The sequence below is a fragment of the Paenarthrobacter aurescens genome (assembly GCF_025421775.1).
GTDB lineage: Bacteria > Actinomycetota > Actinomycetes > Actinomycetales > Micrococcaceae > Arthrobacter > Arthrobacter aurescens_B.
The window spans coordinates 104,140-125,092 of sequence record NZ_JAOEFX010000011.1; the positions used below are offsets into that span (position 1 = coordinate 104,140).

A 20,953-nucleotide genomic window follows, 5' to 3' on the forward strand; every position below is an offset into this window, starting at 1 on the left:
GCGCGGCGCGAATGCACCAGTTGGTGGCCGGGCTTCCCACCCATGGGGATTCTTTTTTGATTTCTCCGTCATGATTCACCGCGAAGCGGCACTTGTCCATAGTGAGTCCCAGCTGCGGAGTGCCTCGACGCTAATGCCACGGAGTGCTCTTGCAATGCGTACTGATGACGAGGAACCCCTGGGGTCCTCGTCATCAGCGCGCCCTCTACACGTTCGACCCCCATAGGAACCAAATGCCCGATCTGCCGCCACTGCTTACCATTGTCCTTGAGGAAACGGGACGGCTTGACCGTGAGTCAGCCATGTACCGACGCCTGCTGGCCGCGCGCCTTCGCCTGGAGTCGCAATTCGCCATCCTCCACGTTGAGGAGCCATTGACGACGGCCAGCATCTCACGGCTTTGTCAGGAGATCGAGAGCAAGTACGTCATCTTCATGCGTACCTCCCATCTCCTGTCCGCGAACTACGTGAGTACCATTTTCGAGTATTTGCGGACACGCACTGTCTATCTCGCCGAACCGGTTATCTACACCGGAACCATCGCCAAGAACGTGGCCGGCACCAAGATTGACGAGGCCTACCACTACTCCCGTGACACTGACGTCTTTGGCGTTGCGTTCAATACCAGGCGGTTGGCCGACGCGCTGGAGGCGCTGGGCGATGTGGACCGATCCGCCATCTATGTCAGCTACCGGATGTACTGGTCCATTGCGAAGGTTAAGCCGCTGAACACGGGCTTCTCGATGGCATCGGACACAAAGGCAGCGATAGGGCTTCACATCACTGGAGAAGCAAGCCGTCTGGCTCCGGTGATCCCGACTTCAGCCAAGGAAGTCAGACTGCACCTCTTGCGCTATGTTGCACTGTTCCTGCGGGGAATGCGGGGACAAAAGGCAACATCGATCAGCTTGAGCCATCTACGTGACCTGATTCGCGGCTTCGATCTGATCGACCTGCTCGCGTTGGTTGAACCGCTGCAGCCTTTCGAGGCGGCCTGGATCCGATGGCTGGACGATCCGGCCGCCAACAAGCAGTTCTATAAGCAACTGAGCGATAGGGACGCGTATTTGGTCTTCCGCGATAAAGCGGGCAGTAATGAAAACGCGTTGCCGCTGTACGAGCTGCTCTTCCATGAAGAGATTCTGACCATCGAGAGGTGCTACCTGGCGCGAAACCTCAGGTCCGGCCACGCCAGGCCGGGGAGCTACAACTTCTACAACCGGCCTATCGGCCCGTCCTCCACGATTTTGTTCTTCGATCGGCCGCTGCAAGCGGACGATAACGCTGAGCACCTCTACGAGTACTTCACGCAGAATCATCCGGAGTTCAGCCAGACATACTTCGCGCTCAACCCTAAGTCCCCTGACTGGGAGCGTCTGGAAAGCAAGGGGTTCAAACTGATCCCCATCTTCACGAAGGAGTTCTACGAGAAGTTCCTGGTGTCCGATCTTGTGGTCTCATCCCAGATTTACAGCATCAGGTACAGAGGCAAGTCGTTCGCAAACTCGCGCTTTGTTTATCTCCAGCACGGTATCCAGCTCAATGACATGTCCGATTGGGTGCTCTCCAAGTACTTTGACGTTTTCGTAGCCACAGGCCGGATCGAAGCGGACTACATGAGCAAACTCGCCCCGGTCGAGACCCTCAACTCCGGGCTGCCCCGCTACGAGTCCTTGGCGCGCAACGACCACGGGCAGCAGCATCTCCTCTTTATGCCCACATGGCGTTTCAACCTGCACCAGTCGTCAACGGAACACTTCGCTCAATCGGCGTACTTCCGCGCCATCGACAAGCTGCTTTCGGACCCCGCGCTGCTGGAGTTCCTCGAGGAAACGGACCGCGTAATGCACGTAAAACTGCACCCCAATGTGGAAAAACGCGCCGGGCAGTTCAGGTTCTCTGAACGCGTCGTGCAGTCTGATTTGAGCTACCGCGAGGCTATCCGCTCGGCCGAAATGGTGCTGACTGACTACAGCTCTGCCGCCCTTGACGCTGCCTTCATTGGCACTCCAATTGTGTATTACCACTGGGACGCTGCGGATTTCTTCCGGGATCAGCCCTATGAAAGTCGATTGGACTACGTCGACGACGGACTGGGACCGGTGTTCAGTGAGCACGCCGAGGTCGTGGAGCACATCATCCAGGAAGGCTTCGCGGATACGGATCCCAAGTTCATCCAGCGTCGCGAACGTTTCTTCGAAGGCGTGGATCCGGCGCGCATCAACGAGAAAATAGTGGAAAGGATGTTGAGTCTCTGATGACGTTGATTCATGGCTTCAAACGGAGCATCACCGAGGTCGGCAGGGCAGCTGCGTACTCGCCGGCAGGCTTGGAGTTCGCCCGGGCACTCCTGGCATCCCGCGCTGATTCGCCGGTGCGGCGGATCATCAAGGCCAAAGGCTTGGAGGGCAGAATCCGCCGCATAGCCTCTGAAAGCCTTCCCCAAGGCATCTACTTTGCCAAGCTGACGATTAGCGGCTGGGAGTCCTGGAAGGGCAAACCGTTCCGACTCTTTCAGGACGGGAAAGTGGTTTATGGAAACATGGTTGAGCCACCAGCCCGCGGCTTTCCACTTGAGTACCGGAACATCATGGTCACCTCGGACGAAATCTCGCGCTTCACCCTTGATATTGACGCTCCCTATGAGTTGAAGATTGGGCGGGGAGCCTTCACTACCCCGCAGCAGCTGAAATACGATGACCAGTACGGTGTGGAGCAGCATGGTGATGTCTTCTACTCCCTTCGCGGCAACACAACCAACCCGAAGAAGATGCTGATCACATTTCCGGGTTTCGGCCCCTCAACTACCCGGATCTCCTACGCCGTGAGTTACCTCAAGGACCTCACGGATGTCGATCTGAAAGACACCCTGATGGTGTGCTTTCAAGACCGCTATCTGGTGGCAGGCTCGTACATGATGGTCGATAACGCAGGCAGGCCGCTCGACCACCGTGTTCGGAATGCGATTGAAGGCCTGCGAAGCCGGTTTCACATTGATCAAGCCGGAATGCTGTTCTTCGGCGCCTCCAAAGGCGGCACTATCGCCATCCACTATGCCAGGGACTTTCCCAGTGCCAATCTGCTGCTCGCAGTCCCGCAGATGAACCTTCCGTACTACTTCAGCAAGCCCTTCTTCAAGGACAATCTCTTCCGAAACACTGCCTTGCGTGACACCGATCAACCGGAAGACCGCCTCCGGCAATACTTCGCAGAGGGCCGCAAAATTGACTACTTCTATACAAATTCGGATGAGTTGAGCAATCACTCGCTTATCGAGCTGATAACCGATGTTCCAAACCTTGCCAAGTACCGCATCGACGGCCAACACTCTGACGTTGCCCGCGCTGCACTGCCTGCCATGTTGGGCATCATCCGGAGATTCCTGAGGGGCCCTGTTGACCAACAGTTCGGCTGCGAAGAGTTGCGTACCTTCCGGCACGGACACACCGTCCAGGTTCAAGTTCGGGTTGACCCCGCGGCGTCTGGGGTAACTGGAGCAAACTGGTTCATTGAGGGCTGGAACGGCAGGACGCGGTTCCTGCAGTTGATGACGGAACACTCGTACAACTTCGTGAAGTACACGTCGATGGAGCAAAGCCTCTTCCCGGCTTACGACTCGATCGATCACATCAGATCGGTGGTCGCCATGGAGGCCAACGGGACCACATGGACAGGGTCCTTGCCTGGCCCGGTGAAGCCCGGAACGAGAATCTCAAAGCTCACGTTGAGTTCCCAAGCGCTGACTCTTCACGCCGAATCAGCGCGTGAGTACGTCGTCCTCGACGGTGATGCATTTGCCCGCTACCTCTATCGCTGCCACCGCCTCGCCGCTGACGGCGACACGATGGAAATCCACTTCGTTTCCGATGCCGAATCAGAGGTTACTGAAGCCCTTTCCGGGGATACCAGCAGGCGGATCGCCTACAAGGCAGTCATCCAACCGCTGGATGGGTGGTCCATGGCAGACCTCGTAGCTTTGAGATTTGTCATTGCCGCCGGAGTTCGGCGCTTACTCATCGTGGTCCACGGAGACGAGTACGTCCAGGCGTCGGAGGTCCTGTCCGCAGTTGATTGGGATGACACTTGCCTTCTGACCCGCGAGTCCGAGGCGGTGCTGGCCGGTGCCGGGCAGCAGTGACTCGGGCGGCAATGGCATGGCGCGGAAAAACCAGGTAATCCACTCCTACGCGGACGTTTCCAAGGTCAGGGATAACGTGGTGCATCTCAAGGACACCCCCGGTTCCGAATTCACCGCATCGACAGTGGAATTTGCCGGAACTGGAAATGTCTTGTTCGTCGAGGACGGTGCCCGCCTACGAAATACGAGGCTCCGTTTCCTGGGAAACGATGCCGTCATTCATCTGCGAAAGTCCCATGGTTTCCTCAAGGTGATTGCCACCGTATTTGAAGAGTCCGTGTTCTATCTGGGACCCGGGGCAACCTTCACGGCAGAAGCTCGCGTACTTCCCACCGAGCGCAAGCACGTCATCGTTGGCAGGGACGCAATGTTCTCGTCCCGTGTTGCGTTCAGGACGGCTGATCCTCACTTGATCTATTCCGTGGAACATCACCAGCGCGTCAACCCAAGTGAGTCCATCTGGGTAGGGGATCACGTGTGGTTGGGGGAGGACACGCTTCTCCTCAAAGGTGCCAAAGTCGGATCGGGCAGCATTCTTGCGGCCCGGGCCCTGATTACCAAGAAAGTCCCGTCCAACGCGACAGCCGCCGGGGTGCCTGCCCGGATTGTCGGCAAGGGGATTTTCTGGACGAGACCTTCAGTCCATGGCTACACCACCGCCCAGACCGAGCTAAGCCATGACCATGCGGGAGACGAATTCATCTTTACTGCCGACGAACAGCTCGCTGACATCCAGAGCCTTGAGCGCGAATTGGATGCCGCCACGTCCGGAATCGGAAGGGCAGCCTGGTGCTTCCAATTGGATCAGATGAGCGGCAAGAACAGGTTTTTCATCGATTGAGCCAACTCAGCCGCGCCGCTTGAGTGCTAGCGGCGCGGCTGGGAAGTAATGCCTACTTGTGGGCGGCGAGGATGGTGGAGGCTTCCTGGCGGGTGGTTCCGGAGGACTCGATGTGGGCCAGTGCGGCAGGGATTTCCCAGCCCTTCTTGCGCATCGCGGTGGCCCACAAACGCCCGGCCCGGTACGAGGAACGCACCAACGGGCCCGACATGACGCCGAGGAACCCGATCTCCTGGGCTTCTTCCTGGAGGTCAACGAACTCCTGCGGTTTGACCCACCGGTCCACCGGCAGGTGCCGCTCGGACGGTCGCAGGTACTGGGTGATCGTGATCAGGTCACACCCGGCAGCGTGCAGGTCCCGGAGGGCTTCGGAGATTTCCTCGCGGGTCTCGCCCATGCCCAGGATCAGGTTGGACTTGGTCACCATGCCCAGGTCACGGCCCTGCGTGATGACATCCAGGGACCGCTCGTACCGGAACGCCGGACGGATCCGCTTGAAAATCCTCGGCACGGTCTCCACGTTGTGCGCGAACACCTCGGGCTTGGAATCACAGATCGCCGCGATGTGCTCGGGCTTTCCGGAGAAGTCCGGGATCAGCAGCTCCACCCCGGTGCCCGGGTTCAGTTCGTGGATCTTCCGGACCGTTTCGGCGTACAACCACACACCCTCATCGGCCAGGTCATCACGGGCCACCCCGGTCACGGTCGCGTAGCGCAACTGCATGGCCTGGACGCTGCGGGCGACCTTGGTGGGTTCGAACATGTCCACCGGGGACGGTTTTCCGGTATCGATCTGGCAGAAATCACAGCGCCGGGTGCATTCGGACCCGCCGATCAGGAACGTCGCTTCCTTGTCTTCCCAGCACTCGAAAATGTTCGGGCAGCCGGCCTCTTCACAGACCGTGTGCAGGCCTTCCTTCTTCACCAGGTTCTTGAGCTGGACGAACTCGGGCCCCATCTGGACCTTGGCCTTGATCCACTCGGGCTTGCGTTCAACCGGGACCGCCGAGTTACGCTGCTCAACGCGCAGCAACTTACGGCCTTCAGGTGCCAAGGTCACTGGAGTGCTCCTTCGTGGGTGGAAATGAGTGCTTCTTCATGCTTGCGGAATTCTTCCACGAAGCGGTCAACGATGTCGGCCGGGTTGATGGTCCGGCCGGCTTCCAGCGACATGGTGGTGACACTGGCGTCGGTAATTCCACAGGCAATGATCTGCGCGTAAGGCGCCAGGTCATTGCTGCAGTTGATGGCGACACCGTGCATGGTGACGCCGTCCAGGACGCGGATACCGATAGCGGCAATTTTGCGGTCCGGACCTTTGTCATCGGCAAGCATCCAGACGCCGGCCCGGCCTTTCACAGTCACGGCGTTGATGCCGTAGTCCGACATCACGGCGATCATGATGGCTTCGAGCCGTTCCACGTAGTCTCGGATACCAGCGCGGTTCTTGAGTTTGAGGATGGGATAAGCGATGAGCTGTCCGGGACCATGCCAGGTCAACTTCCCGCCGCGGTCCACGGGAACGACGGGTGTCCCGTCAAAGGGTCGCTCGTGATCTTCCGTGAGTTTGCCGGCCGTATAGACGGCAGCGTGCTCCAGGAGCAAGACGGTGCTGTTCTTCTCGCCCGCAACAACTTTGTTGTGGATCTCGCGCTGCAGGTCCCAGCCCTGCATGTAATCAACGAAATCGGGGGCAAGACCCAGTTGTGAAAACTCAAGAGTCATGGGTTCAAGCTTAGACCCAGCCGGAGACTGGCCATGATTTTGTGGCGAACCTCTCAGTCGCATCGCGTGCTGATGGTGCCAGGGAGCGACCTGGGTGCAGCCTGTGGATAACTTCTGCGGAAAATCCCTTATTCCGGTAGATCTTGTTTATGGAAACTCTGGATACGCCCGCCGCCGTCACACCGTCCATCCCGGGCTATGAGACATCCCGCATCTTGGGCCAAGGCAGCAGTTCGACTGTCTGGCTTGCCACGAGGAACAAGGATGGGGCTCGGTTCGCGGTGAAATGTGCCGTGGGTGCGGCCGGTGGCGGCGGGGCATTTACAGGAACCCCGGCTCTTGAGGTCGCATCACGCGAGGCAAGGCTCCTTTCCGGCTTCAAGCACCAGCACCTTGTCAGCGTTTACGAAGTCCTTCTGCTGGGCGGCACGGGTTCGGAGAGCCTGGGGATCGTGATGGATTACGCTGCGGGAGGCTCGCTCGGCAACCTGCTGGCCAGTCGGCGAAGCCTCCGGGTGGGAGAAGCGGTGACCATCCTGACGCCCATCGCCCAGGCCCTGGAGTATCTGCATGGCCGCGGTACGGTGCATGGGGATGTGTCGCCGGGAAACGTGTTGTTTACTGCTGAAGGAATGCCACTCCTGGCAGACTTCGGTGTAGCGGCTGTGGTGGGCGGAGACCAGCAGGAGCTGGATGTTGGGACCCCGGGTTTCATGGACCCCGCCGGCCCCGGCCCGGGGCGCGGAGAGGTTGCCCATAACGGGCTTCAGCCGCAGCGCGATGTCTATTCGCTGGCCGCCGTTGGTTGGTATTGCCTGACCGGCTCCGCTCCCCAGCCAGCAGAGCTCCGTCCGCCGCTTTCCCTCGTCGTGCCGGATGTGCCCAAGTCCCTGGTAGCCGCCCTGGAAGCCGGACTGGACCCGGATCCGCAGGTGCGGCCGTCAGCCCGGGAACTCGGAACAGCGATTTTCAGGAGCGCTGCACCGGAGCCGCTGGACTTGTCGGGAGCTGTGCATTCCTCCGTTATTCCAGAGCTGCTGACTCGGAGGCAGGCGTTGGGACGGGCACCAGGCAGGACAGCCCGATGGATGAGATCATGGCGGAAATTCCTGCCTCCCAAGCAAATGTCAGCGCTACGGCCTCAGGGCGGCTTGCGCCGTCGTCGAGGCCGTCGCCTCAAGGGCGGTGCAGCACTTCTGGCTGCGTCCGTGATCCTGCTCGGCATAGTGGGATGGTCCGTTTGGCAGCACAACCCGTTATTTGCCGTACGGCAGCCCGAAGCAGTGGAAGTCAGCACAGCTACTCCTGGGCCTGGAGTTGGCCCCACAGATTCGCCGGACCTTCCGGAAGGACTCGCGCAAGGGCTTCGATCCGAGGACCCCGCAGTTGCGTTATCGGCATTGTCATCCCTGCGTGACATCGCCTTGGCGGAGGGGCGCCTCGAGTTGCTGGCCTCGGTCAACGCGCCAGGGTCGCCCGCTGAAGCGGCGGATCGTCAGCTGGCGGATCACTTGCGGGAAGCCGGGACTGTATTTGCCGGCTTCCATATGACGCTGTCCGACGTCGCCACCAAAGGGTCTTCAGAGGCCGACAACGTGTTGGTAGGGGTGACAGCTATGGCGTCCAACTATGAGGAACGCCATCCAACGGGTGCAGTAGTCCGAACCCAGGCGGCGGGCACGCCGCAGGAACTCCGCTTACGCCTGGTTCGCTCCGAAGGGCGTTGGTGGATTTCGGAAATCCTTGCGCCCGGCACCGCAGGCTAAGGAGTGGTTCAGCGTGCCCTTTCCTTGCTCAACCAGTCCATGGCGTCAGACAGGGACGGATGCTGCCATTGGTAGCCCGCTTCCGACAACCTGGCAGGCTCCATCCGCTGGTTGGTCAAAACCAGTTCATCTGCCAGGCCGCCGAGGACCAAACGCAGGGCGGGCCTTGGCACACGCAAAAAGGCCGGCCTGTGGAAAGCCTCGGCCAGTCCCGCGACGATGGCGTTGACGTCTGCGCTTTCGGGGGCACAAACATTCACCGGCCCCTCAATCTCGGATGTGAGGAGGTATGCCAGGGCGCGGGCCTCATCAAACAAAGTGATCCACGGCCAGAACTGGCGTCCGTTCCCAAAGGGTCCACCCAGTCCGAGTTTCAGCAGGGGAAGCAGCGGCCCGAGCGCCCCGCCGGAGGTGCTCAGCACCACGCCGGTCCTGGGCGTCACTACGCGTACGCCGGATGGTGCTGTCGTGGCGGCGCGCTCCCAGTCAACGCACAAAGGGCCCAATACACCACCGCCGGGCCCAGCATCCTCTCGAAGAACCCCGTCGCGTGAGGCGCCGTAGTAGCCGGATGCGGACTGGCTGATAAAGGTCGCGGGCGGTTGACCGAGTCGCCGCATGGCTGCGGTCAGGGTGTGAGTGGCTTGCAGCCGTGATTCCCGGAGAACCTGGATCCGGCGTTTTGTCCAGGGGCGGTCTCCGATGCCGGCGCCGGAGAGATTGACCACGGCGTCAGTGCCCGCCAGGACTGCCTCGTCGAGCTGTCCGGTGGCCGGATCCCACGTCCATTCCCTGGCATCCGTGGCGGCTCGCCGCACCAATCGAACGACTTCATGGCCTTGGCCGGCCAGATGCTCCGACAACGCCGTCCCAATCATTCCCGAAGCTCCGGACATCACGATTCGCATGACCCATCTCACCATGGCGAAGGCGTGTGGGAGAAACGCCTGCCGGTGCGGCTGACGGTGGGCGGCTCTTGACTATGATCGAACAATGACCTCCTCCAGCTACCTCCGTTTCCCGCATGTGCACGGCGATCAGGTCACTTTCGTGGCCGAAGACGACATCTGGATCGCACCCCTCTCCGGCGGCCGTGCCTGGCGCGTCTCCTCCCAGCAATTGCCGGCCAGGAACCCCCGGTTCACCCCGGACGGAAAGCGGCTCGTGTGGACGGTGGTTGTCGGTACGGCACCGGAGGTCGTAACAGCAAACGTCGACGGCGGCGGGTACAGGCAGCTCAGCTACTTCGGGCACAGCACCACTAAAGTCAAAGGCTTCACCGCGGCAGGAAATGTTGTGGTCACCAGCGCCTTCCAACAGGCGGAAAGCCGCCACACACACGCTTACAGCCTCCCGCTGGACGGCGGTGCCGCCGTCGAGCTTCCGTTCGGACCCGTCGAGGCAGTAGCCTTCGGACCCGAAATCGGTGATGAGAAGCCCGTGGTCCTTGCAACCGTTCTTTCGCGGGAGCCCGCCTGGTGGAAACGCTACAGGGGCGGCACGGCCGGGAAGCTTTGGATCGACGCCGATGGAAACGGCGAGTTCGAGCGGTTGGTCCCGGAGATCGACGGCAACGTGACCGATCCCCTCTGGGTCAAGGGGCGGATCGCCTTCCTTTCGGACCATGAGGGCTACGGAAACCTCTACTCTGTGCTTCCCGATGGTTCGGGGCTGCGTCGCCATACGGACCACGAGGACTTCTACGTCCGGCACGCCAGCACTGACGGCAAGAGGGTTATCTTCGAATCCGCCGGAGAGCTGTGGATATTGCCATCACTTGATGCTGACGCGGCAGCGACCAAACTGGAGATCAGCCTGGGCTCTGCCTCTCCGGCGCGCCGCCCCGCGCCCCTCAAGGCATCTGCGCATCTCGGGGACGTCGTTCCGAACCTCGCGGGCACTGCAAGCGCCGTGGAGTCGCACGGTACCCTCCATTGGCTCCGTCACAAGGATGGACCCTCACGTGTGGTTGAAGCTACACCCGGTGTTCGTGCCCGTCTGCCGCGCCCGTTGACTGACGGCCGGATCGCTTACGTGGCCGACCACGGGGGAGTGGAGGCCTTGTACATCAAGCGCATAGCCTCGCGTCTTTCGGCAGCGGTAGAGGTGCCCAAGCCCGTTGTTGAACCGGCGTCGCCGGTCGATGACGCCGATCCTCTTCCCAAACCCGTCTCGGTGTCAAACGTGGTGGGGCAGGGGGTGGCCCCTGCTGCGAGCACACAGCCCCCGGCCAGTGATGAGGCAGCCAATGCCGAACCGTCCGCAGACACCACTGGCGCCTCGGATGCAGCCGAAGCTGCCCCACCTGCCGGGGAAGCGACCGATCTCCGTCTGGAATTTCCGTCTCCGACCCGCACAAGTGCTTTGGAGGCCAGCCCGGACGGCCGCTGGCTCGCCGTCGGCACATCCTTCGGTGACGTCTTTGTCGCCGATACGTCGGCCGGGACGCTTTCACGGCTTGTCAGCGTTGGTGAGGGCAGCATTGATCAACTGGCGTGGTCCAGTGATTCACAGTGGCTGGCCTGGTCCGAGCCAGTAACGTCCTTCGGATCGCGCAGCAAGCTCCGGATCACCCGGCCATCTGAAGCCGGATCGGGCATCATCGATGTCACCGATGGCCGTTTCTGCGACGAATCGCCGCGCTTCACCCCGGACGGGAAGTTCCTTGCTTTCTTGTCCAACAGGAGCTTCGACCCCGTCTATGACGGTCACTCGTTCGACCTGTCCTTCCCGAGCCCCATCAAGCCGTACATGGTTGCCCTGGCGGCGGACACGCCGTCGCCGTTTGGTCCCTCCGTTGACCCCCTGGAGGATGAGCCGCTCACCGAGGCAAAGTCCGACGACGGCGATGTCCCGGTTGTGCGCGTAGACGCGGAAGGTCTTGCCCACAGGGTTATTACGGTTCCCGTGCCCCAAGGGAACTACTCCAACCTGGCTGTTGGAGATGGTGCGCTTTTGTGGCTGGGCACCGAACTTTCGGGTGTCACCGGCGAGGGCAAGGGCACGGTTCAGGACAAGAAGACTGCTCCATCCTTGGTTCGTTATGACCTGGCCAAGCGCAAGCAGACCACCGTGGTATCGGCAGTTGACAGCTACCGTCTCTCCGGTGACCTCAGCCGGATCATCTACGTTCTCGACAAGCAGGTAACGTCCGTTCCCGCCGACAGCAAGGTGGATGAGGACTCCGCTGAGCTTGTGAAGGTGGAACTCAACAGGATCAGGGTCATCCTCGACCCAGTAGCTGCGTGGGGGCAGGCGTTCGAAGAAGCTTGGCGGTTGCAGCGGGACTTCTTCTGGACCGCTGACATGGCCGGCCAGGACTGGGACTCCGTTTACAAGCGGTACCGCCCGATTGTTGACCGGCTTGGCTCCCACGACGACCTCGTCGACCTGTTGTGGGAAATCCATGGTGAGCTGGGAACATCGCATGCCTACGTAAGGCCTGCGGCTGTTACCGAGTCCGGCCGTAACGGCCAGGGCCGGCTTGGTGCCGAACTGACACTCGGCAGCAATGGCTGGGAAATCACGCGGATTCTGGCCGGGGAGTCATCCGACCCATTGGCTACGTCGCCCTTGACGCGTCCAGGTGCGGACGCCAAGGTGGGCGACGTACTCCTGGCGGTAGACGGCGTCGAGCTTTCCGCTGCCTTGACGCCGGCCATGCAGCTGGTAGGTGCGGCAGGCCGGACGGTCGAGCTGACCCTCTTGAACGGAGCCGGGCATGGCGACGCCGCCGGAACCCAGCGACGGGTGGCCGTCGTGCCCGTCCGTGACGAGGAACGGCTGCGTTATCAGGACTGGGTCCGGGCAAACCGGCGCACGGTCCGCGAGGCATCGGATGGCAAGTTCGGCTACTTGCATGTCCCCGACATGATGGCCAATGGCTGGGCGCAGCTCCACCGCGACCTTGACACTGAAACGGCGCTGGATGGACTGATCGTGGATGTCCGTCGCAACCGCGGTGGGCACACATCACAACTGGTTGCCGAGCTCATCGGTCGCAAGGTGACCGGGTGGAGCATGCCACGTGGTGAGAAGCCGCGGACGTATCCCCACCATGCACCGCGGGGCCCCGTGATTATCCTTGCCGACGAATTTGCCGGATCCGACGGTGACATCATCACCCAGGTATCAAAGTTGAGGGGTATTGGACCTGTGATCGGTACCCGGACCTGGGGTGGCGTGGTGGGCATCGACAACCGCTTCGCCTTGGCCGACGGTACCGGCGTCACGCAGCCGCGCTACGCCACGTGGTTCAGCGGCGGCATCGGGTGGGACGTCGAAAACCGGGGTGTCGAGCCAGACATCGAAGTACTCTTCCCGCCGCACGCCTACGCCGCCGGCATGGATCCCCAGCTGGAGTATGGCATCGGCGCACTCAAGGAGATGATCCAGGAGCTGCCTACCGACCGGCCTCCGCTCCGCGAAGGCTACCGGAAGGTGCGCCCGGCGCCGTTGCCCTCCCGGCCACATCAGGGCTAAATCGAAGTGTAGGCACGGAAGAGCCCCGCGGCTTCCCCTGGTGGGGAGGCGGCGGGGCTTTTCCGTGTACAGCAGTTATGGTGCCGGGCAGCGACTACGCTGCGAGAGTGGCGTCCAGCGTGATCTCGATGCTGGCCAGTGCGCCGGAAACGGGGCAGCCGGTCTTTGCGTCCTCGGAGATGCGGCGGAAGTCCTCTTCGGAGAGACCCGGAACCTTTGCGGTCATGGTCAGGTGGCTGCCGGTGATGCCGGTGCCGGGAACGAAAGTGACGTCAGCCTTGGTGTTCACTTCTTCAGCGGTAAAGCCTTCACCGGCAAGTGCGTGGCTGAAAGCCATGGAGAAGCAGGCGGAGTGGGCAGCAGCGATCAGTTCTTCGGGGCTGGTCTTTCCACCGGACTGCTCGGTACGGGCCTTCCAAGTGACGTCGAACGTGCCCAGGCCGGAGCTGTCCAGCGTGGTGTTTCCGGCGCCCTCAATGAGGTTGCCGTTCCAAACCGTGTGTGCGGTGCGTGTTGCTGCCATGTCCACTCCTTAGGGTCGTTGTGAGTCGGCACCCGGCCTTTGGCAGGTGCCACCGGGATCAATCCTAGGGACTTGGCATACGGACTGCACGGCCATTCCGCTGTCAGTGGATTGTGACCCCTAAACTGGCGAAATGGATACCGAAGAACACGCACCCACCGTGCAACGCCGCGGCCCAAGAATCGCATCCATCATGGTCAATGCCGTGGATGCAGCCCACCTGTCTGCCTTCTGGTCTGAACTGCTGGACATGCCGGTTGCAGCGGAGCACGAAGGGTTCATCTGGTTGCGGCCGGCCGAACCGGGCCTTCCGCAACTGGCTTTCCAGCAGGTGGACCAACCGACAGAGGGCCGGCGCCGCCTTCACCTGGACCTGCACGACGCCGACGCCGCAGCGCTGAGGCGCAAGGCCGAGTCGCTGGGCGCTACTTTCGTTGAAGGTCACGATATTGAGGATTTCCACTGGGACGTCATGCAGGATCCGGAGGGCAATGAGTTCTGCATCGCCCAGGAGTAACAGCGCCATATAAGTGGAGGCCGCCCTATCGTGCTGCTTGCACGACAGGACGGCCTCCTACTTCAGGTTGCTACCCCGGTGTGGCGCCCGGACTCAGTTCCAGAGGGTAGCGATGGCGATGTTCACCAAAGCAAGTCCGCCCACGCTGTGAGCCAGTCCTGTGGAGACGGCCTGGCCATTCTTGACCTTGCGGGAGCCGATCACTGCGAGCACGGCTACAGCCACAGCGATGGCAAACTTGATGCCGAGTTTGAAGTAATTCGGATCTGCGTCCGGCATCATCGGGATGACGCCCATCATGGCGATGCCGGTGAGGAGCTGCAGGAAGGCGCCATCGCGCTGCCGGGGGTGAACAGTGGGTTCCTTGATGGTGGCGATCCAGTAGCCCACGATCATGGCTGCGCCGACGATGTGCACGAACACCAGAATGCTGAAGAGAATACTCATGGGACCAGCTTATCCAGTGGGTTCTACATCCCGTAGCAAAGCCACGCGCGGGGATTCTGCGCCGGACCTACAAGACGCTGGACCAACAGGAAAGGGCAGGCTGCCGGAATTCCGGCAGCCTGCCCTTAGGTGCCTCTGGCTGGTTCCCAGAGGTGTAACTGTTTAGAGACCGAGGTCCGCTTCGAACGCACCTTCCTCAAGGCGGGCCTTGAGGGTCTGCAGGAAGCGACCGGCGTCCGCGCCGTCCACCAAGCGGTGGTCGTACGTCAGCGACAGGTACATCATGGAGCGGATGGCGATCGAGTCGTCGCCGTTTTCGTCGGCAACCACGACGGCGCGCTTGACGATCGCGCCGGTGCCCAGGATACCCACCTGAGGCTGGTTGATGATCGGGGTGTCGAACAGTGCACCAACGGAGCCAATGTTGGTGATGCTGAACGTCCCGCCGGACAGTTCGTCCGGACCGATCTTGCCGTCGCGGGTACGGCCTGCCACGTCAGCGATCTTGCCGGCCAAGCCTGCAAGGTTCAGGTTGCCGGCGTCGGAGATGACGGGGACCAGGAGGCCCTTGTCGGTGTCCACGGCGATCGCCAGGTGCTCGGCGTTGTGGTAGGTGATTTCCTGCTTGGATTCGTCGTATGCAGCGTTCAGCTTGGGGTGCTGCTTCAGCGCCTCGGCCACAGCCTTGGCAATGAACGGCAGGAAGGTCAGCTTGACACCGTTCTGGGCCAGGAAGGAGTTCTTGGCCTTGAGACGCAGCTTGGCGATCTTGGTCATATCGACCTCGTGCACCTGGGTCAGCTGGGTGGAGACCTCAAGGGACTCGCGCATGCGGCGGGCGATGACCTGACGGATACGCGGAGCCTTCTCGGTGGTGCCACGGAGGGATGATGCGACCACCGGGGCAGCAGCCTTGGCAGCGGGAGCCGCGGCTGCGGGAGCCGCGGCTGCGGGAGCTGCTGCGGCCTGCTTGGCTTCGGCAGCGGCCAGGACATCCTGCTTGCGGATGCGGCCACCGACGCCGGTGCCGGAAACAGCAGCGATGTCCACGCCGTGCTGGTTGGCAAGCTTGCGAACCAGGGGAGTGACGTAGCCGGACTCCGAAGAAGCAGCTTCCGCGGCCGGAGCAGCAGGTGCTGCAGCGGGTGCAGGCGCTGCTGCGGGGGCGGGTGCTGCGGCAGGAGCAGGTGCGGCGGGGGCCGAAGCAGCGGGGGCCGGAGCTGCGGCAGGTGCTGCTGCCGGGGCGGGAGCCGAAGCAGGAGCTGCTGCCGGGGCGGGAGCCGAAGCAGGAGCTGCGGCGCCGGAACCGATCACGGCCAGGACGGAACCAACCTCAGCAGTTTCGTCCTCGTTGACGCGGATTTCCTGCAGGGTGCCGGCAACGGGGGACGGGATCTCGGTGTCCACCTTGTCGGTGGAAACTTCAAGAAGCGGCTCGTCGACCTCAACCGTGTCGCCTACGGCCTTGAGCCAGCGGGTGACCGTACCTTCGGTGACGCTCTCGCCGAGGGCGGGGAGGGTAACTTCGTGGCCTTCGCCGCCGGAAGCAGCGGGGGCCTCAGCAGCCGGTGCCTCTTCAGCTGCGGCGGCAGGAGCCTCTTCCGCCGGTGCAGCCTGCTCGGACGGAGCAGCGGGTGCTTCCTCAGCCGGTGCAGCCTCGGCAGCCGGCGCGGCGGAGCCGGAGCCATCGCCGATGCGGACCAAGGGGGCGCCGACTTCAGCCGTCTCGTCTTCAGCGACGAGGATTTCTTCGATGACGCCTGAGATCGGAGAAGGGATTTCGGTGTCTACTTTGTCGGTTGAAACCTCGAGCAACGGCTCGTCGATCTCCACCCGGTCACCAACCTGCTTGAGCCAGCGGGTGACGGTTCCTTCGGTGACACTCTCACCGAGGGCGGGCAAGTTAACGGATTCAGACATGTCGTCCCCGTTCTCCTTATTGATCTTTGTGCGGATGAATTCTGCTGGTCCGGTTCAGGTGCATGCGGCATAGTGCGCCGCATGCACTTGAACCGTGGGTCTTGGTAAGACTTAGCCGTGGAGAGCTTTGCCCGCAAGGGCAAGGTGGGCTTCGCCCAAAGCTTCGTTCTGGGTTGGGTGGGCGTGGACCAGCTGGGCCACGTCCTCCGGGTAGGCTTCCCAGTTCACGATCAGCTGGGCTTCACCGATCTGCTCACCGATGCGGGAGCCGATCATGTGGATGCCAACTACGGGGCCATCCTTCTGGCGTACGAGCTTGACGATGCCGCCGGTACCGAGGATGGAGCTCTTGCCGTTGCCGGCAAGGTTGTATTCCTGGGTCTGCACCTGGTCGTCGCCGAACTTCTCTTTGGCGGCCTTTTCGGTGTAGCCGACCGTGGCGATTTCGGGCTCGCAGTAGGTGACCTTGGGGATGTTGATGTCTTCGACGATGGCCGGGTTGAGGCCGGCGATCTCCTCGGCGACAAAGATGCCCTGCTGGTAGCCGCGGTGTGCGAGCTGGACGCCGGGGACGATGTCGCCCACTGCGTAGATGTTGCCTACGCCGGTGTGGAGGCGCTCGTTGGTGATGACGAAGCCGCGGTCGATGGTGATGCCGGCTTCTTCGTAGCCCAGGTTGGCGGTCACAGGACCGCGGCCAACTGCTACGAGCAGGAGGTCGGCTTCGAAAGTCTGGCCGTCAACCAAGGTGACCTTGACGCCGTCGTCATTCTGCTCAACGCCCTGGAAGAAGATCCCGGTGGTGAACTTGATGCCGCGCTTCTTGAAGGCACGCTCGAGGTTCTTGACGATCGAGGCGTCCTCGTTGGGGACCAGGGAGGGCAGGCCTTCGATAATGGTGACGTCCACGCCGAAGGACTTCCAAACGGAAGCGAACTCGACGCCGATGACGCCGCCACCAAGGACGATGGCGCTCTTGGGGATGTAGTCCATGGTCAGGGCCTGGTCTGAAGTGATAACCTTGCCGCCGATTTCCAGGCCGGGGAGGGACCGCGAGTAGGAGCCCGTTGCCAGGACGATGTTCTTGCCCGTGTAAGGGGTGCCGTTGACAACAACCGTGTTGTTGCCCTGGAGCTTGCCTTCACCCTCGATGACGGTGATGCCCTTGGACTTGATGAGTCCTTGGAGGCCCTTGTACTTACCGGCGATGATGCCGTCCTTGTACGCGTTCACGGCCGGCATGTCGATGCTGTCCAGCGTGACGTTCACGCCATACTTGGCGGAATCGCGTGCATGGTCGGCCAGTTCAGCCGAGTGCAGGAGTGCCTTGGTGGGGATACAACCGTTGTGCAGGCAGGTTCCGCCGAGCTTTGCCTTTTCCACAAGGCCAACGGTGAACCCAAGCTGTACGGCCCGCAGGGCAGTGGCGTAGCCGCCGCTGCCGCCACCGAGTACCAGGATGTCGAATTCTTGCGCAGTTGCCTGATCGGCCACTAAAACGCTCCCTCGCGTGAATGATGACACGGGACTGCGTGCCATCTGGTCTTTGGAACTTGTTCTGCCGTGATTATGCCAGCACCTAAGTTCTCTTGCATTTGTGACTATCGAGTTCACCTTAGCGAACCACCTACCCATGCTCCACCCTCTGTGGGCGTTTTGTGGAGCGCTTGTGTCGAGACTCACGTTCACTTGTGACACAGCGCTACACGCCGCATAATTCCGGGGTTGCGCGGCCCTTGCAGGGTGTCCGGCAAGGGCCGCCGCAGCCCGGGTGGGCGGGGGCGTGCCGCCTAGGCGGAAACTGCGAGGAGATCCTCGGCGTAGGCAACCAGGGTGCGGACGGTGCATCCGGTTCCCTGCTTGGGGGTGTAGCCGTACGGGCTGCCGTTGTTGAACGACGGACCCGCAATGTCGACGTGTGCCCAGGGGATCTGCTGGCCGTCGCCGTTCTTGCCGACGAATTCCCGCAGGAAAACGGCTGCGGTCATCATGCCGCCGTTACGCTCACCAATGTTGGCAAGGTCCGCCACCTGGGAATCCAGGCTTGGGCGCAGTTCTTCCGGCAGCGGCATCGGCCAGACCAGCTCGCCTGCCCGGTCTGCCGCTGACTTCAGGGCAGCGGTGACGGAATCGGAACCCATGACGCCAGCCGTACGCAGTCCAAGGGCGATCAGCTGGGCGCCGGTCAGCGTAGCGACGTCAATGATGGCGTCCGGCTTTTCCAGGCTGGCAGCGACGAGGCCGTCGGCCATGACCAGGCGCCCTTCGGCGTCGGTGTTGAGGACCTCGACGGTCTTCCCGCCGTAGATGGTAAAGACGTCGGCAGGCCGTGCCGCAGCACCCGAGGGCATGTTCTCCGCAATGCAGAGCCACGCGGTCGCCTTGATGTTCAGGCCAAGCGAAGCGATGGCCAGGACGGTATTAAGAACGACGGCGGCGCCCGCCATATCGCTCTTCATGTCGCCCATGCCGAGGGCCGGCTTAATGGAGATGCCGCCGGTGTCGAAGGTGATGCCCTTGCCCACGAGGGCTATCTTCCGGGTGGCCTTCGCCGGAGCGTATTCAACCTTGACCAGGCGCGGCTGGCGGGTGGAACCCTTGCCGACGCCGAGAATCCCTCCGAAGCCTTCCTTTTCCAGGCGCTTTTCGTCCCAGACCGTGATCTTGACCGGGAGGCCCTTGGCGAGTTCCTTGGCGGACTCGGCGAATGACTCGGGGTAGAGGTGGCTGGGGGGTTGGTTAACCAGGGTCCGGGTGGCGTTCACGGCGCGGGCCAGGACGATGGCCCGGTCCAGCACTGGCTGGGCGGCCCGGGCGTCTACGTCCGAGAAGATCAGTGCCTTCGCCACGGGGGCCTTCAGGCCATCCTTGCTGGAGCGGTGTTCCGTGTAGGAGTAGGCGCCCATGGCGGCACCTTCAGCGACGGCTGCGACGTCGTCGACGGTCGGCGTCGGGTACGCAAGGGTCACTGAAGTGACACCGGCAAGCTGCCGGACGGCGGACCCGGCGGCGCGACGCAAGGCCTCTTCGGTGAGGTTGCCGGCGTCGGACAGCTTGCCCACGCCGGCAAGGACCAAAATTCCCGAGCCCGTCTCCGGCAGCCCGGGAAGCCGGTGTACCTGATCGGCGGCACCGGTGATCCCCAGGAGCTGGAGGGAGCCGGCAACGGACTCGGCGGCCTTTGCACTCAACGGATTCGGGAGCAGCACCGGCCCGTCCGTGCCTTGCGCAACTCCAATCACAAGTGCGTCGCTGGGGGACTTTTTCAGGTCCTTGGCGATGATGCCCAGGATGATGTCAGTAGTCTTGACCACGAGGATGTTTCCTCACTTCTCTCTGCATTGCATGGCGGGGCCGCATGTTTGGCGGCCTGCCCCGGTACGCGCCCGACGTCCTCTTACGACGGCGGCCTTGGTCTTCTGGGCCAGCGTCGCAAACGGGCGCCGGCCCGTTTCGATCGTAGTCTCTCGAGCCCTGCGGACAGCAATTAAATGAGAGCTGCGGCACATCCGGGGCAGGAATGCCCCATGGTCGTGCAGCGTTGTAGGAAGTAGCAGTCTCCCGCAGCCAAGCCGTGGCGCCCTATGGTGCCTTGCGCCGGTGCTCCTGGAACGTCCCCCCGCTTTGTCATTGCGAAAGGAACACGCCGTGTTTGAACGGATATCCGGCTCCCTCCTGGACCCTGAATCGCTGTACGCGAGAAACATAGAGACCTTCTACAGCCCCGAGCTCCGCGGGCTCAACATGGTGATGGGATTCACGGGCTTCGCCGATGCCGGTCATGTGGTCCGGCAGATCAACGCTGAACTGTTGGACGAACTGGACGCCGAGGTTGTGGCAATGTTCGATGCCGACCAGCTCATCGACTACCGCTCCCGCCGGCCCCACATCAGCTTCGTCGAAGACCATCTACAGGACTACCAGGCGCCAAAGCTCGGCTTGTACAAGCTGAACGACGGGCTCGGCCAGCCGTTCCTGCTGTTGGCCGGCTTCGAGCCCGACCTGCAGTGGGAGCGTTTCTCGCGGGCCGTCGTCGGGATTGTGGAAACACTCGACGTCAACCTGGTGACGTGGATCCATTCCATCCCCATGCCTGTGCCGCACACGCGGCCCGTTGGCGTCACGGTTCACGGCAACCAGCCCGACCTCATCGAGGGCATTTCCAGTTGGAAGCCCACGGTGGATGTTCCAGCGGCCATTGGTCACATCCTTGAACTCCGGCTCACGGAAGCCGAACGCAACGTTGCCGGCTATGTCATCCATGTACCGCACTACCTCTCAGAAGCCGAATACCCCACGGCGGCCGTTGCGGGCCTGGAGTACCTGGGTGCGGCGACGTCCCTCATGCTGCCCACGGACAGGCTTCGCGAAGCGGGGCGTGAGGTAGGCCGGCAAATCGCCGAGCAGATCGAGGCCTCGGAAGAAGTGCAGGCAGTGGTCACGAATCTTGAGACGCGCTATGACGAGAAGTCCGAGGGCGTTGTCCGCCGCTCGCTGCTCGCCGACGAGAATGATGAACTGCCCAACGCAGAGGACATAGGTGCAGCCGTTGAGGCCTATTTGGCTCGTAAAGACTCGCCTCAATAAATCATCT

Annotated in this window: 15 protein-coding genes; 7 read left to right on the forward strand and 8 right to left on the reverse strand. The window is 62.0% G+C overall.

The genetic code is table 11. The features are described 5' to 3' along the window. The first annotated feature begins 233 nt into the window (after positions 1–233). From N7568_RS20525 to N7568_RS20535, 3 genes are read left to right on the forward strand one after another with little or no spacing between them, the layout of a single operon-like run. Positions 234–2,258 (forward strand): CDP-glycerol glycerophosphotransferase family protein, encoded by a 2,025-nt coding sequence (locus N7568_RS20525; protein ID WP_261611613.1) that lies wholly within the window; start codon positions 234–236, stop codon positions 2,256–2,258. Next, positions 2,258–4,138 (forward strand): hypothetical protein, encoded by a 1,881-nt coding sequence (locus tag N7568_RS20530; RefSeq protein ID WP_261611614.1) that lies wholly within the window; start codon positions 2,258–2,260, stop codon positions 4,136–4,138. The genes N7568_RS20525 and N7568_RS20530 overlap by 1 nt, the downstream gene beginning before the upstream one ends. A gap of 16 nt (positions 4,139–4,154) precedes the next feature. Further along, complete coding sequence (locus N7568_RS20535; RefSeq protein WP_261611615.1) at positions 4,155–4,979, forward strand: acyltransferase; 825 nt, start codon at positions 4,155–4,157, stop codon at positions 4,977–4,979. A 52-nt stretch (positions 4,980–5,031) separates the two neighbouring features. Here the strand turns inward: N7568_RS20535 and lipA are convergent, their stop codons facing one another. Together lipA and lipB are read right to left on the reverse strand one after the other, a co-directional pair. Next, a complete protein-coding gene (gene lipA, locus N7568_RS20540; RefSeq protein WP_261611616.1) occupies positions 5,032–6,039 on the reverse strand; it encodes a lipoyl synthase in 1,008 nt (335 codons plus the stop codon). Then, positions 6,036–6,704: a lipoyl(octanoyl) transferase LipB gene (gene lipB, locus N7568_RS20545; RefSeq protein ID WP_089594526.1), complete on the reverse strand. Its 669-nt coding sequence runs from the start codon at positions 6,702–6,704 to the stop codon at positions 6,036–6,038. The genes lipA and lipB overlap by 4 nt, the downstream gene beginning before the upstream one ends. Positions 6,705–6,853: 149 nt before the next feature. Between lipB and N7568_RS20550 the strand changes: the two genes are divergently transcribed. Beyond that, positions 6,854–8,470, forward strand: a complete 1,617-nt coding sequence (locus N7568_RS20550) for a serine/threonine-protein kinase (protein WP_261611617.1) — start codon at positions 6,854–6,856, stop codon at positions 8,468–8,470. An 8-nt stretch (positions 8,471–8,478) separates the two neighbouring features. Here N7568_RS20550 and N7568_RS20555 read toward each other — a convergent pair whose 3' ends face one another. Continuing rightward, complete coding sequence (locus N7568_RS20555) at positions 8,479–9,378, reverse strand: TIGR01777 family oxidoreductase (RefSeq protein ID WP_261611618.1); 900 nt, start codon at positions 9,376–9,378, stop codon at positions 8,479–8,481. 85 nt (positions 9,379–9,463) lie between these two features. On the opposite strand from N7568_RS20555, the gene N7568_RS20560 reads away from it, so the two are divergent. Further along, on the forward strand, positions 9,464–12,952 hold the full coding sequence (locus tag N7568_RS20560; protein ID WP_261611619.1) for a S41 family peptidase: 3,489 nt from the start codon (positions 9,464–9,466) through the stop codon (positions 12,950–12,952). 94 nt (positions 12,953–13,046) lie between these two features. Here N7568_RS20560 and N7568_RS20565 read toward each other — a convergent pair whose 3' ends face one another. Further along, entirely contained in the window at positions 13,047–13,475 is a 429-nt protein-coding gene (locus tag N7568_RS20565) for an OsmC family protein (protein WP_024820504.1), read from the reverse strand. A 133-nt stretch (positions 13,476–13,608) separates the two neighbouring features. Between N7568_RS20565 and N7568_RS20570 the strand changes: the two genes are divergently transcribed. Then, positions 13,609–13,992 (forward strand): VOC family protein, encoded by a 384-nt coding sequence (locus N7568_RS20570; RefSeq protein WP_261611620.1) that lies wholly within the window; start codon positions 13,609–13,611, stop codon positions 13,990–13,992. Positions 13,993–14,085: 93 nt separating this feature from the next. On the opposite strand, the gene N7568_RS20575 is transcribed toward N7568_RS20570, so the two are convergent. The 4 genes from N7568_RS20575 to N7568_RS20590 form a co-directional block, all read right to left on the reverse strand. Continuing rightward, the gene (locus tag N7568_RS20575) at positions 14,086–14,439 is read right to left on the reverse strand and encodes a hypothetical protein (RefSeq protein ID WP_261611621.1); all 354 of its coding nucleotides are present in this window, start codon (positions 14,437–14,439) and stop codon (positions 14,086–14,088) included. A gap of 162 nt (positions 14,440–14,601) precedes the next feature. Continuing rightward, entirely contained in the window at positions 14,602–16,359 is a 1,758-nt protein-coding gene (gene sucB, locus N7568_RS20580; RefSeq protein WP_261611622.1) for a 2-oxoglutarate dehydrogenase, E2 component, dihydrolipoamide succinyltransferase, read from the reverse strand. A 111-nt stretch (positions 16,360–16,470) separates the two neighbouring features. Beyond that, positions 16,471–17,853, reverse strand: a complete 1,383-nt coding sequence (lpdA, locus tag N7568_RS20585) for a dihydrolipoyl dehydrogenase (protein WP_261611623.1) — start codon at positions 17,851–17,853, stop codon at positions 16,471–16,473. A gap of 296 nt (positions 17,854–18,149) precedes the next feature. After that, positions 18,150–19,673: a leucyl aminopeptidase gene (locus N7568_RS20590; protein ID WP_261611624.1), complete on the reverse strand. Its 1,524-nt coding sequence runs from the start codon at positions 19,671–19,673 to the stop codon at positions 18,150–18,152. Positions 19,674–20,007: 334 nt separating this feature from the next. Between N7568_RS20590 and N7568_RS20595 the strand changes: the two genes are divergently transcribed. Then, positions 20,008–20,946, forward strand: coding sequence for a proteasome assembly chaperone family protein (locus tag N7568_RS20595; RefSeq protein WP_261611625.1), 939 nt, complete (start codon positions 20,008–20,010; stop codon positions 20,944–20,946). Positions 20,947–20,953: the final 7 nt, after the last annotated feature.